Source organism: Terrabacter sp. LjRoot27 (assembly GCF_964254175.1).
Classification (GTDB): Bacteria; Actinomycetota; Actinomycetes; order Actinomycetales; family Dermatophilaceae; genus Terrabacter.
Map to the genome: position 1 here is coordinate 164,703 of NZ_CAXUSS020000001.1, position 13,043 is coordinate 177,745.

The 13,043-nt window shown below is 72.9% G+C and carries 12 protein-coding genes; 8 read left to right on the top strand and 4 right to left on the bottom strand.

Translation table 11 applies throughout. The annotated features are described in order from the left end of the window. The first annotated feature begins 4 nt into the window (after positions 1-4). A complete protein-coding gene (locus tag ACSQ2D_RS00670) occupies positions 5-1,243 on the top strand; it encodes an RNA polymerase sigma factor (RefSeq protein WP_435984091.1) in 1,239 nt (412 codons plus the stop codon). After that, complete coding sequence (locus tag ACSQ2D_RS00675; RefSeq protein ID WP_435984092.1) at positions 1,240-2,178, top strand: alpha/beta fold hydrolase; 939 nt, start codon at positions 1,240-1,242, stop codon at positions 2,176-2,178. The genes ACSQ2D_RS00670 and ACSQ2D_RS00675 overlap by 4 nt, the downstream gene beginning before the upstream one ends. A 120-nt stretch (positions 2,179-2,298) precedes the next feature. Here ACSQ2D_RS00675 and ACSQ2D_RS00680 read toward each other — a convergent pair whose 3' ends face one another. Together ACSQ2D_RS00680 and ACSQ2D_RS00685 are read right to left on the bottom strand one after the other, a co-directional pair. After that, positions 2,299-3,270, bottom strand: coding sequence for a DNA gyrase subunit A (locus tag ACSQ2D_RS00680; RefSeq protein ID WP_435984093.1), 972 nt, complete (start codon positions 3,268-3,270; stop codon positions 2,299-2,301). After that, positions 3,267-3,611 (bottom strand): hypothetical protein, encoded by a 345-nt coding sequence (locus ACSQ2D_RS00685; RefSeq protein ID WP_435984094.1) that lies wholly within the window; start codon positions 3,609-3,611, stop codon positions 3,267-3,269. Before ACSQ2D_RS00685 ends, ACSQ2D_RS00680 begins: the two co-directional genes overlap by 4 nt. A gap of 84 nt (positions 3,612-3,695) precedes the next feature. Between ACSQ2D_RS00685 and ACSQ2D_RS00690 the strand changes: the two genes are divergently transcribed. Both ACSQ2D_RS00690 and ACSQ2D_RS00695 read left to right on the top strand, forming a co-directional pair. After that, positions 3,696-4,520 carry an SDR family oxidoreductase gene (locus tag ACSQ2D_RS00690; RefSeq protein WP_435984095.1) on the top strand — a complete coding sequence of 275 codons (825 nt, stop codon included), beginning with the start codon at positions 3,696-3,698 and terminating at the stop codon, positions 4,518-4,520. A 151-nt stretch (positions 4,521-4,671) separates the two neighbouring features. Next, entirely contained in the window at positions 4,672-5,778 is a 1,107-nt protein-coding gene (locus ACSQ2D_RS00695; RefSeq protein WP_435984096.1) for an SGNH/GDSL hydrolase family protein, read from the top strand. 139 nt (positions 5,779-5,917) lie between these two features. Here ACSQ2D_RS00695 and ACSQ2D_RS00700 read toward each other — a convergent pair whose 3' ends face one another. Beyond that, positions 5,918-6,373 carry a GNAT family N-acetyltransferase gene (locus ACSQ2D_RS00700; RefSeq protein ID WP_435984097.1) on the bottom strand — a complete coding sequence of 152 codons (456 nt, stop codon included), beginning with the start codon at positions 6,371-6,373 and terminating at the stop codon, positions 5,918-5,920. 37 nt (positions 6,374-6,410) lie between these two features. Beyond that, on the bottom strand, positions 6,411-7,334 hold the full coding sequence (locus ACSQ2D_RS00705) for a DUF429 domain-containing protein (RefSeq protein ID WP_435984098.1): 924 nt from the start codon (positions 7,332-7,334) through the stop codon (positions 6,411-6,413). A 90-nt stretch (positions 7,335-7,424) separates the two neighbouring features. Between ACSQ2D_RS00705 and gndA the strand changes: the two genes are divergently transcribed. The 4 genes from gndA to ACSQ2D_RS00725 all read left to right on the top strand — a co-directional run bounded on the left by gndA (position 7,425) and on the right by ACSQ2D_RS00725 (position 13,029). After that, positions 7,425-8,876 (top strand): NADP-dependent phosphogluconate dehydrogenase, encoded by a 1,452-nt coding sequence (gndA, locus tag ACSQ2D_RS00710; RefSeq protein ID WP_435984099.1) that lies wholly within the window; start codon positions 7,425-7,427, stop codon positions 8,874-8,876. A 160-nt stretch (positions 8,877-9,036) separates the two neighbouring features. Beyond that, entirely contained in the window at positions 9,037-9,483 is a 447-nt protein-coding gene (locus ACSQ2D_RS00715) for a hypothetical protein (protein ID WP_435984100.1), read from the top strand. Positions 9,484-9,621: 138 nt separating this feature from the next. Next, positions 9,622-11,019, top strand: a complete 1,398-nt coding sequence (locus ACSQ2D_RS00720) for a sigma 54-interacting transcriptional regulator (protein WP_435984101.1) — start codon at positions 9,622-9,624, stop codon at positions 11,017-11,019. 9 nt (positions 11,020-11,028) lie between these two features. Continuing rightward, entirely contained in the window at positions 11,029-13,029 is a 2,001-nt protein-coding gene (locus ACSQ2D_RS00725) for a vWA domain-containing protein (protein WP_435984102.1), read from the top strand. The last annotated feature ends 14 nt before the right edge of the window (positions 13,030-13,043 follow it).

Genomic DNA, 13,043 nt, shown 5'->3' on the forward strand with positions numbered 1-13,043 from the left:
TGACATGGGCGGATCCGTGGTGACCGACGAGCTGTGGCGCAGCGTGACGCCGCAGGTCATCGGGGCGCTCGTGCGCCGCTACCGCGACTTCGACCGCGCCGAGGAGGCCGCCCAGGAGGCGTTGCTCGCCGCGGCCGCGCAGTGGCCCGAGGAGGGCGTGCCGGACGATCCCAAGGCGTGGCTCATCCGGGTCGGCTCCCGTCGCCTCATCGACGGCCTGCGCAGCGACGAGGCGCGGGCACGTCGTGAGCTCGCCGACGCGAGCCGCGCGCCGGATGACGAGCTCACCGCTCCGCCTGCGTATGCCGCTGGGCCGGCTGACCACGACGACACCCTGACGCTCCTCCTCCTCTGCTGCCACCCCGCGCTCGCCCCGGCCGCGCGGATCGCCCTGACCCTCAGGGCGGTCGGTGGTCTGACGACGGCGCAGATCGCCCACGCGTTCCTCGTGCCGGAGGCGACGATGGCGCAGCGGATCAGCCGCGCCAAGCAGCGCATCCGTGAGTCGGGCGCCGAGTTCCGGATGCCGCCGCCCGACGACGTGCCCGAGCGGCTCCGCGAGGTGCTCCACGTCCTCTACCTCGTCTTCACCGAGGGTCACACGGCGAGCAGCGGTGACTCCCTGCACCGGATCGACCTGACCGCAGAGGCGATCCGCCTCGCGCGCCAGGTGCACACGCTGCTGCCGGACGACGGCGAGGTCGCCGGGCTGCTCGCCCTCATGCTGCTCACCGAGGCGAGACGACCGGCCCGCACGAACGAGGCGGGTGAGCTCGTGCCGCTCGCCGAGCAGGACCGCTCACGGTGGGACACGGCATACGTCCGGGAGGGTGTCGCCCTCGTGACCGACGCCCTGACGCGGACCCGGCTCGGGCCCTACCAGGTGCAGGCGGCCATCGCGGCCGTGCACGACGAGGCCCCGAGCGCGGCCGAGACGGACTGGGAGCAGGTGCTCGCGCTCTACGGGCTGCTCGAGCAGCTCGCTCCCGGACCGGTCGTGACGCTCAACCGCGCCGTCGCCCTCGCCATGGTCGAGGGGCCCGCGGCAGGGCTGGCCGTGCTCGACGACCTCGAGCAGGACAAGCGGCTCGCCCGGCACCACCGCCTCCACGCCGTGCGTGCGCACCTGCTCGAGATGTCCGGCGACAGCGACGGGGCTCGTGACAGCTACCTGCTCGCGTCCCGCCTCACGACGAGCATCCCCGAGCAGGACCATCTCCGACGGAAGGCCGAAGCCCTGTGAGTGACTCCCCAGCCACCCCGAATGTCGCCACCGAGAGCGTCGTCACCGAGAGCGTCGTCACCGAGAGCGACGTCGACCTCGGCGACGGGCACGTGCTGCACGTCTACGACACCGGCGACCTCGGGGCCCGCGCGGTCGCCGACGTCGAGCCGCTCGTCGTCGTGTGGCACCACGGCACGCCCAACATCGGTGCCCCGCCACGACCGCTCTTCGACGCCGCGGCGCGGCTCGGCATCCGCTGGGTGTCCTACGACCGGCCGGGCTACGGCGGGTCGACGCCACGGCCGGGCCGCGACGTCGCGTCGGCCGCCCGGGACGTGGCTGCCGTGGCCGACCACCTCGGCGTGGGGTCCTTCGCGGTCATGGGCCACTCGGGCGGGGGCACGCACGCCCTCGCGTCGGGCGCGCTGCTCGGCGACCGGGTACGTGCCGTCGTCAGCGTCTCCGCGGTCGCACCGTTCGGTGCACCCGGCCTCGACTGGTTCGCCGGCATGGCTCCCGGAGGTGGGGCCTCGCTGCGTGCCGCCGCTGCCGGCCGCGAGGCCAAGGAGGCCCACGAGGTCGCTGCGGCACAGGTGCCCGCGGGCGGGGTCGACGTCGGCTTCGTCGAGGCGGACGAGGCGGCCTTCGCCGGACCGTGGGGCTGGTTCGGCTCCGTCGTCGGGCCCGCTCTCGCCGCTGGGCCTGCGGCGCTCATCGACGACGACCTCGCCTACGTCTCCGACTGGGGCTTCGAGCCGGGCGCCGTGTCGGCCCCCACCCTCGTCGTTCACGGCGGGGCCGACCGGATCGTGCCGGCCTCGCACGGCCAGTGGCTCGCCGGCGCCGTGCCCGACGCCGACCTCTGGCTCCAGCCCGGCGACGGCCACATCTCGGTGCTGCGCACCGCCGAGGACGCGCTCACCTGGCTGGCCCGGACCGCCCGACGCTCCTGAGCGCGCACGGCTCTGCCGGTTCGAGGTGATCGCGGGGTCCACGCGGGTGTCGACAACATCTCGAACCGGCACGGATCCGGGGTCGGTCCCGCTGGCGTCGGTGCCCGACGTCGCTGGGCGTCAGTCGACCTCTGGCTCGATCCGGTTGACGAGCTCGTCGAGTGCGTGCACGCCGCTCTTGTCGAGATCGAGCCAGGCCGCGAACCGGTCATAGATCTCGTCACCGGCGACGCAGTCGACGTGGACGGTCACCGGCCAGACGGCCCGGATCCAGTCGACGGCGTCGATGACGTCGACGCCGTCCTTGAGATGGATCACGACCCAGGTGCCCGTGCGCCCGGACGTCATGTCCATGACGTCGCGGATCGGCGACTCGCGGATCACTTCCACCGACGGCGGCTCACCCGGGACCCGGAAGTCCTCGCGCATGGCTTCGAGTTCGGCTCGGCTCGGGCCGGGGTGGAGGTTGGCGACGATGGTGTCCAGGGGGACGAGGTACGGCGGTGAGGTGATGACGAGTTCACTGTGGTCTCGGCCGGTGCGGATCGTGGCGCCCAGCTGGTAGCGCTGCATCCAGCGGCCTTCCCTGCGCTCGATCCCGGCGGGGTCACGCGTGATCGTGCCCGTCGGGGTGCGCGGAAGGCCCCCGCTGCCGGCACCGATGAGCACGGCGCGGATGGTGGTGGCCGGGTCGAGTGGCGCCATCTCGCCGCCGCGGTAGAGGGAGCCCTCGATGAGGTCGAGCGGGAGAGGGCCTACCTCACCACACTCCGAGGCGAGGGCGAGCGCCCCCACCTCGGAGAGGCGAACCTCGGTGTAGCGCGCCTCGGCGCCGTCGTCACCCGACATCGAGCCGAAGTTGCCTTGCCCATCGACGAGGGGCAGGTGACGGACCCAGTCCGCCACGAGGTCGGCCAGGATCCGCTCCGAATAGCGGCGGCCCACCCCGGTCTCGGCGTCGACGCGCTCGAGCACCTCGAGGGTGCCCACGTGGGGACCGTTCGCCACGGCGCCGCGGTCCTCGATGGCGCGCAGGACGCTGATCTCGAAGGGCGTCAGGCCGCTCGCCGTCGGCCGCCCCGGTCCGCTCACGACGCCACCACCGGCAGTCGCCACGACCGCCCGGCCCGATCGCACGCCAATTCCTGAGCCGTGACACCGTCGTCGACGAAGACGTCGAGCGGACCCCAGGCCGTGTCGACGTGCGACTGTCCGGCTCGGCCCAGGCGCTCGACCGACGTCGAGACACCCAGCCCGGCGAGGGCGACGGCGAGTGCTGGGAGGTCGTCACGGCATACGGCCACGTCAAGGTCACGTGGGGTGCCGTCGCCGGTGGTGAGCCATCGGGCCGTGCTTCCCACGACGACGAAGCGCGCTCCGTGCCGGAGTAGCTCGGTCGCGAGCCGGGCGGGTCGGCTGCTGAGGTCGGTCATGGCGTCACCCTAGGGACCCGAACCGGCGGATGGCGGATGATCCGGCTTGCGTTGGAGCGCACTCGAAGTCATAGCGTCGAGCGCATGACGAAAACGTGGTTCATCACCGGAACGTCCCGTGGGTTCGGTCGCGAGTGGGCGATCGCCGCACTCGAGCGAGGCGACAACGTCGCCGCGACCGCCCGCGACACCGGGGCCCTCGACGACCTCGTCCAGACCTACGGCGACCGCGTGCTGCCGATCGCCCTCGACGTCACCGACCGCGACGCGGACTTCGCGGCGGTCGCGCAGGCGCACGAGCGCTTCGGCCGACTCGACGTCGTCGTCAACAACGCCGGCTACGGCCACTTCGGCTTCGTCGAGGAGCTGAGCGAGGCCGACGTGCGCGACCAGCTCGAGACGAACTTCTTCGGCGCCCTCTGGGTCACCCAGGCGGCGCTGCCGATCATGCGCGAGCAGGGCTCGGGCCACATCATCCAGGTCAGCTCGATCGGTGGCATCTCGGCGTTCCCGATCGTCGGCGCCTACCACGCGTCGAAGTGGGCGCTCGAGGGCTTGAGCCAGTCGCTGGCCCAGGAGGTCGCGCCGTTCGGCATCACGGTCACCCTCATCGAGCCGGGCGGGTTCTCGACCGACTGGGCCGGCCCGTCGGCCAAGCACTCGGAGCCGTCGTCGACCTACGACGACATCCGCGAGCGCACGCACCGCGAGCGCGCCGCCCGCAACACCTCCGGCCCCGGCGACCCCAAGGCGTCCGCGGCAGCCCTGCTCACGGTCGTCGACGCGGACGAGCCGCCGCTGCGCGTCTTCTTCGGCGCGGCCCCGCTCTCGATCGCCAAGGCGGACTACGCCTCGCGGATCGAGACGTGGGAGAAGTGGGACGACGTGTCCCAGCTCGCCCAGGGCTGACGCCCGCCACGACCTGAGGAGGTATGCCGTCACGCCCGTTCGTGACGGCATACCTCCTCTGCAGGTGGGTGAGGGCCACGGCACCCGCGTGACCTCGGCCGGAGCGGCGTCGTTCTCCTCCGAGACCGACACCGGACGAAGGAGTCCCGCCGTGCCCCGTTCCTCCCGCACCACCCGCCGAGCCCGACCTGCCGCAGCCCTCGTCGCGGCGCTCGCCACGGCAGCGGCCCTCACGACCGGTGCCGTCACCGCTCCGTCCGCCACGGCGACCGGTGCGCCGCACGTCGTCCAGCTCGGCGACTCCTACTCCGCCGGCAACGGCACGGGCAGCTACGAGGAGCGCAGCTGCTACCGCTCCCCGGACAACTACGGCTCCCAGGTCGCGGCCTCGATCGGCGCGACCTTCACCGATGTGGCGTGCAGCGGCGGCGTCGTCGCCGACATGCTCGAGCCGCGCGAGCTCGGTGACGCGTCCACCAGGACCGCCACGTACACGATCGACCCGGCGCGCCACCCCGACCAGAAGGCCGAGTGGCAGAGGCGCGCGCAGACGGCGCGCCTCTGTGGTGTCCCCGCCCAGCCCGACTTCTCCTACACGTACACGTTCGTCGCGGGCGTCGGCGTGGGCAGCCTCTACACGGGCACGGTCTCGTGCCAGCTCGTGACCCGGCCGCAGGTCGACGCGGTGACCCCCGACACCGACTACGTCTTCCTCACCATCGGCGGCAACGACATCGGCTTCTCCACCATCGTCGTCAACTGCCTGACGCTGCGCGACCCGTCGAGCTGCCGCCAGTCGCTCGAGGCGGCGTCTGTGAAGGCGCCCGAGATGGTCGACCGCACCAAGGAGGCCCTGCGGGCCGTCGTCGCGCGCTCGGGCGGTCACGCGCAGGTCTACCTGCTCAGCTACCCCTTCCTCATCGACACCGAGAGCTACGCCATCCCCGAGGTCGCTCCCGTCTACGACGCCGGCGCGGCCCTCAACGACCTCCAGCGCCTCGGCGACGACCTGCAGGCGCGCGGCATCGCCGAGCTCAACGCCGAGGACGCGACGACGCAGTACCACTTCGTCGACACCGTCAAGGCGGCCTGGGGTGGCCGCGTCCACGGCCTCGACCCCCACCTCGTCGCCGACAGCTCCAGGGCGTGGCTCGTGCCCGTCGGCACGCCGGGCCGTGACGTCGCCGAGTTCGTCCACCCGACCCAGCCCGGCTGGGACGCGACCGCCGGAGCCCTCCGGGTCGCCGTCACCGGCTGAGGTGCGCGGGGGTCCGGGACGCCGGCCCCGCTGGGACGAGGTATGCCGTCGCGCCCGGTCGCGACGGCATGCCTCGATCGCGTCGTGGCACCGTGCGCGCACGTGGTGCGCTGACCCGTGAGGGGCACGTGGCGGCGGGTCAGAGCGGCAGCGTCATGAAGGTGCTGTGCGGGTCGGGGCGGTAGGTGCCGAAGGGCTCGCACTCGGCGAAGCCGTGCGCGGCGTAGAGCGCCCGCGCCGGCGCGAAGAAGTCGGCTGACCCCGTCTCGAGGCTGAGCCGTGAGAGGCCCCGGCGTCGGGCCTCGGCGAGGATCTCGGCCAGGACGGCCCTGGCGACACCGCGGCGCTGGGCGGTTGGCGCCGTGCGCATCGACTTGACCTCACCGTGACCGGGAGCGATCTCGGTCAGCGCACCGCAGCCGAGCACCTCGTCGCCGTCGCGGGCCACCCAGAAGGTGACGTCGGGTGCCCGCAGCCCGTCGAGGTCGAGGGCGTGCGAGCTCTCGGGCGGCGAGATCGACCGCAGCTGCGCCACGTGCCCGTCGAGGAGCGCGATGACGGCCGGGTCGGTGAGGTCGTCGAGCGTGATCCGCATGCGCCCATCCTCCGGCACCCTTGGGGGCGTGTGACCCTCAGGCCCAGATCGCGGCCGGGATGCCGTCGGAGAAGACCTCCGGCGGGTCGGGCAGGGGGCGGGCCAGGCCTGCCGCGTGACGCGCCGCCGACCACGCGACCGCGCAGGCGTCGAGGACGTCGTCGGCGGCATACCCCTGGCCCTGGAGCACGGACGGGCGGGCGATGCCGGCGGCTGCGAGGGCTGCGAGCCGCTGGTCCCGGCCGTCGTCCGTCTTCTTGCTCGCGGTGATGGGTGCGCCCGCCATCGTCGCGAAGGACACCTCGGGGTGCACCTCGAGGACGGTGACGGTGGGGCGACTGCGGAGCCACGCGTCGACCTCGACGATCTTGTCGCGGAGGGCGAACGCCTGCGCGCCGACTCCCTGGCCGACGAGGCCGCGGTTGACGGCGTCGGCCTCGAGGCGCGTGGCCGCGGCATAGGCGGGACGGGTCAGCGTCGTGAAGATCGACGACGCCTTGCCGGGCAGCGCCTGGCGCGCGAGGACGTCCGCCTGGCGGATCGTGCTGTCGGGCAAGCCGATCGGGATGTCGATACCCACGACACGGATGCCGGTCGACTCGCGCACCATGGCGACGAGATCGGCGATCGTCGGCGCGACGACGATCCGCGGACGTGGGGCTCCCGGCTCGAGGAGAGCGCCGACCCAGCCGGCCGTGCACCCGTCGACCCCGAGGACGGGCGAGACGACCTCGACCGGAGCGAGCCGTGCCTGACCGCCGGTTGCAGGCTGCCGCTCGAGCACGTCGGCGAGCCGGCGCAGGGACGCGACGGCCTCCGCAGCCGCGTCGTCGACCTCGTCGCTCACCCCGCCGACCCTGCCGACGTCGCCGACTCCGCCGACGTCGGTGGACGGCGCGCCCGACAACCCGGCCTCCAGCCCGTCGGCGAGCTCGCGGATCCGTTGCGCGTCCGTCTGCATGGCACCACTCAACCCCATCGGTGACCGGCGGGAGGGACCGGTGGGTGGACGGCGCGGAATGGACCGGTCGCGCCGGAGGTTGCCGCCTGCATGGAGACACGCGCAACGATCGGCGTCACCGGCCTCGCGACGATGGGCCGCAACCTCGCCCGCAACATCGCCCGGCACGGCCACACGGTGGCGGTCCACAACCGCACGACCGCCCGGATGACGAGCCTCGTCGAGCAGTTCGGCGACGAGGGCGACTTCGTCGGCGCCGAGACGGTGGAGGACTTCGTCGCGGCGATCCAGAAGCCGCGGGCCATCATCGTCATGGTCAAGGCCGGCGACCCGACCGACGCCGTCATCGACGAGCTCGTGCCGCTGCTCGACGAGGGCGACATCGTCGTCGACGCCGGCAACGCGCACTTCGCGGACACCCTCCGCCGCGAGAAGGCCCTCTCCGACAAGGGGATCCACTTCGTCGGCATGGGTGTCTCGGGCGGCGAGGAGGGAGCCCTCAACGGCCCCTCGATCATGGTCGGCGGCTCGGACCACGCCTACGAGCGGCTCGCCCCGGTCGTCGAGTCGATCGCCGCGCAGGTCGACGGCACTCCCTGCGCCGCGCACCTCGGCCCCGACGCCGCCGGCCACTTCGTCAAGATGGTCCACAACGGCATCGAGTACGCCGACATGCAGCTCATCGCCGAGTCCTTCGACCTGCTCCGCAGCGTCCTCGGGCTCGAGCCGTCCGAGATCGCCGACGTCTTCCGTGAGTGGAACGAGGGCGACCTCGAGTCGTTCCTCATCGAGATGACGGCCGACGTGCTCGCCCACACCGACGCCTCGAGCGGCAAGCCGTTCGTCGACGTCGTCGGCGACGCGGCCGAGCAGAAGGGCACCGGCCGCTGGACGGTCCAGAGCGCCCTCGACCTCGGCATCCCCGTCACGGGCATCGCCGAGGCGACCTTCGCCCGCAGCCTGTCGGGCCACACGAGCCAGCGCGCCGCGGTGCGCGAGACCTTCGCCGACCTCGCCGACCTCGACCCCTCGACGCAGCGCGAGGTCGACCGGGACGCCTTCGTCGACGACGTCCGCGCCGCGCTCTACGCCTCGAAGATCGTCGCCTACGCCCAGGGCTTCGACCAGCTCGCCGCCGGGTCGAAGGAGCACCGCTGGGACCTCGACCTCGGTGAGGTCGCGACGATCTGGCGCGGTGGCTGCATCATCCGCGCCCGCTTCCTCGACCGCATCAAGGAGGCGTATGCCGCCGAGCCCGGTCTCGAGACGCTGCTGACCGCGCCGTGGTTCGCCGACGCGATCGGCAACGGCGTGCAGGCCTGGCGCCGCGTCGTCGCCGTGTCGGCCGAGCGCGGTGTGCCTGCGCCCGCCTTCGCGTCCTCGCTCGCCTACTTCGACGGCCTGCGCCGCGACCGGCTGCCGGCCGCGCTCATCCAGGCCCTCCGCGACAACTTCGGCGCGCACACCTACACGCGCACCGACCGCGAGGGCACCTTCCACACCGACTGGGCCGGCGACCGCGCGGAGTCCTCGACCGTCTGAGCCGACCGGCACGTCGGGGCCGCGTCGTCAGCCCCTCCGTGCGGGAGTGACTCGGCCGTGGGAGCCGCCCGTGGGCGGTTTCGCGTTGCGGTACTCGCGGAGCGCTGTGACGCTGTGCGTGTCCGCACCACCGCGGACACCGAGTCAGGGGAGCTCCACCATGAAGAAGTACGTCTCGTCATCGCTCGCGGCCGGCGCCATGATGGCTGCGGTCATCGCCACCGCAGCGCCCGCCCACGCGGCCTGGGTCAGCCAGTCGTGCACCGGCACCAAGGTCAACAGCAAGTACCTGACCCACACGTTCTCCAACGGAGTCGTGTCCCGAGACGCGATCCTCGACTCCTGGTACAACGACAGCACCAACGTCGCCTGCGCCAAGGTCTGGGTGCTCTATCCGGAGCAGGGTCCCTACACGGCGGCGAACATCTACCGGATCAACGCCGACGGCAGCAAGACCCGCATCGCCCGCGACGCCGGCTACTTCGAGGTCCACGCCGGTGCCGTCAACGTCACGGTCAGCTCGGGCGTCAAGCTCCAGTTCGAGGGCACCTCCAAGCTGCCCGACGGCACCCTCTTCACCGCGCGCTACACCTTCACGTCCCACTGACGCGACCCGGCCGCCCGCGACCCGCACCGCCTGGGCCGTGGGCGGCCCGGCACTCCCGGCGCTTGGTGCGACGCTTGGTGCGGGGCCCGGCACGGACGACCCTTCGACAGGGTCGGGAGTCGGACGTAGCGTGAAGCAATGACCCACCCCGACACCGGTCGTGCCACCACCCTCGGCCAGCTGCGCGCCTCCGGCCACGTCCACCGCAGCGTCAAGAGCGAGATCCGCGAGAACCTCCTGGCCCGGCTGCGTGCCGGCGAGGACGCGTTCCCCGGGATGGTCGGCTTCGAGGAGACCGTCCTGCCCGAGCTCGAGACGGCCCTGCTCGCGGGCCACGACCTCGTGCTGCTCGGCGAGCGCGGCCAGGGCAAGACCCGTCTCATGCGCACCCTGTCCGGGCTGCTCGACGAGTGGAGCCCCGTCGTCGAGGGCTGCGAGATCGGCGACGACCCGCACGCACCGTCGTGCACGCGCTGCCGTCGCCTCGCCGCTGAGCTCGGCGACGACCTGCCCGTCGCGTGGCGCCACCGCAGCGAGCGCTACACCGAGAAGCTCGCGACGCCCGACACGAGCGTCGGCGACCTCGTCGGCGACGTCGACCCCGTCAAGGTCGCGCAGGGCCGCACGCTCGGCGACCCCGAGACGGTGCACTACGGCCTCGTCCCGCGCAGCAACCGCGGCATCTTCGGCCTCAACGAGCTGCCCGACCTCGCCGAGCGCATCCAGGTCGCCCTCTTCAACGTGCTCGAGGAGCGCGACATCCAGATCCGCGGCTACTCGCTGCGCCTGCCGCTCGACATCCTGCTCGTCGCGACGGCCAACCCTGAGGACTACACGAACCGCGGCCGCATCATCACGCCGCTCAAGGACCGCTTCGGTGCCGAGATCCGCACGCACTACCCGACCGAGGTCAGCGACGAGGTCGCCCTCATCGCTCAGGAGTCCGCGCTCGTCGCCGACGTGCCCGAGCACCTCCTCGAGGTCGTGGCGCGCTTCACGCGCGGGCTGCGTGAGTCGTCGGCCGTCGACCAGCGCTCGGGTGTGTCCGCGCGGTTCGCCATCGCGGGGGCCGAGGGCGTGGCCGGCTCCGCGCTCCGCCGGGCCGCCCGCTCCGGGGAGGCGTATGCCGTCGCGCGGGTCTGCGACGTCCCCACCGTCGTGCCCACCCTCCTCGGCAAGGTCGAGTTCGAGATGGGCGAGGAGGGTCGCGAGCGCGACGTGCTGACGCACCTGCTGCGCCTCGCCGTCGCCGAGACGTACCGCTCGCGCCTGTCGGGCCTCGACCTCACCGGCTTCACGAACCTCTTCGCCGAGGGCGCCGTCGTCGAGACCGGCGAGCTCGTGCCGGGGGCCGACCTGCTCGCCCAGGTGGGTCCGGTGCCGGGCCTGTCCAAGGTGCTCGACCGGCTCGGGCACGGCGACGATGCGACGCCCGGGCAGGTCGCTGCCGCAGTGGAGTTCGTGCTGGAGGGTCTGCACCTGACGCGTCGCATCGACAAGGACTCCGTCGCCGGCCGCACCGTCTACGGGGCCTAGGTCGTGCCGATGACGCCACGCGACGGGGGTGAGCAGCACGGGCGGTTCCGCTACGCGCCGTGGTCGGGTGGGCCCGACCCGCTCGCGCCGCCCTTCGACGTGCGCTCGGTCCTCGACGAGGTCGGGCAGGACGTCCTGTCCGGCGGGTCGCTGCGGGAGACGCTGCGGGAGCTGATGCGCCGCGGGATGGACGGGCGTCGCGGGCTCGACGACCTCGCCGAGCGCGTCCGCCGCCTGCGGGAGGCCGCGCGTCGCCGGGGTGACCTCGGCGGCACCCTCGACCAGGTGCGCGCCATGCTCGACCAGGCGCTCGCCGAGGAGCGCGACGCCCTCGCCGGCGAGGACGGCGACGACGCCCGGCTCGCCGAGATGGACCTCGCGACGATCCCCGACGACGTGGCCGGGGCGGTGCGGGCGCTCGGCGACTACGCGTGGCACTCGCCGAAGGCGCGCGAGACGTACGAGCAGATCCAGCAGATGCTCCAGCGCGAGGTCGTCGGGGCGCAGTTCGAGGGCCTCAAGCAGGCGCTCTCGGGCAACGACCCGCAGGCCCAGCAGGCGATGCAGGCCGTCAAGGACATGCTCGCCGACCTCAACCGGCTGCTCGCCGCCCACGCTCGCGGCGAGGACACCGAGGACCAGTTCCGCGACTTCATGGACAAGCACGGCGACCTCTTCCCGGAGCACCCCGAGAACGTCGACGAGCTCATCGACGCCCTCGCCCGGCGCCAGGCCGCGGCCGACCGGCTCATGGCGTCGCTGACCCCCGAGCAGCGCGAGCAGCTCGGTCAGCTCATGTCCGACGCCCTCGGCGACCCGGACCTCGCGTCGCAGATGGCGCAGCTCTCCGACAACCTCCGTGCCCTCCGGCCCGGGCTCGACCGGCACAGCCCGGTGCAGCCGGGTCAGGGTGGCGAGCCGATGGGCTACGGCGACGCCGTCGGGGCGGTCGCGGAGCTCGCCGACCTCGAGCAGCTCGGCGAGCAGCTCGGTCAGGGCTACTTCGGCGCGACTCTCGACGACGTCGACGTCGAACGGCTCGAGCAGTACCTCGGCGCCGACGCCGCCCGCGACATGGAGGCGCTGCGCCGGCTCGAGCGTGAGCTCGAACGCCAGGGCTACGTCTCGCGCGGCGACGACGGGCTGCGCCTCACCCCACGCGCCGTCCGGCGCCTCGGCGAGACTGCGCTCAAGCGGGTCTTCGAGCGGGTCGAGGCCGCGGGTCGCGGTGACCACGACGACCGCGCAGCCGGCCAGGCGGACGAGCCGACCGGGCTGACCCGGCAGTGGGAGTTCGGCGACGAGCTGCCCATAGACACGGTCCGGACCGTCTCGAACGCCTTGCAGCGCAACGCGGCCCAGCGGAGTACAGCGTCGGGCGGCGGGGTCGAGCTGCTCGTCGAGGACTTCGAGGTGGCCGAGACGGAGCGGCGCTCGGTGGCGGCGGTCGCGCTGTGCGTCGACATGTCCTTCTCGATGATGCAGGAGGGCCGGTGGGGGCCGATGAAGCAGACGGCGCTCGCGCTCTCGCACCTCGTGCAGACCCGCTTCCGGCACGACGCGCTGCAGATCATCGGCTTCAACCTCGCCGCCCGCACGCTGACCCCGACCGAGCTCACCGAGGCCGAGCCCGAGTGGGTGCAGGGCACGAACCTTCAGCACGCGCTCATGCTCGCGTCGCGGCACCTGCGCCGGCACCCGGACGCCGAGCCGGTCGTCCTCGTCGTCACCGACGGTGAGCCGACCGCGCACATCGAGGTCGACGGGCGGCCCACCTTCCACTGGCCGGCGACGCAGGAGACGGTGCGCGCGACGGTGGCGCAGGTCGACGAGCTGCGCCGGTCGGGCGCGCAGCTCAACATCTTCATGCTCGGCGACGACTCGGGCCTGGCTCGCTTCGTCGACGCCGTGGCGCGGCGGGCCGGTGGGCGCGTCTTCACGCCCGACATCGCGCGGCTCGGTGAGTACGTCGTCGCCGACTACCTGCGCACCCGACGAGGCCGCCGCTGAGCACCGGAATGGAC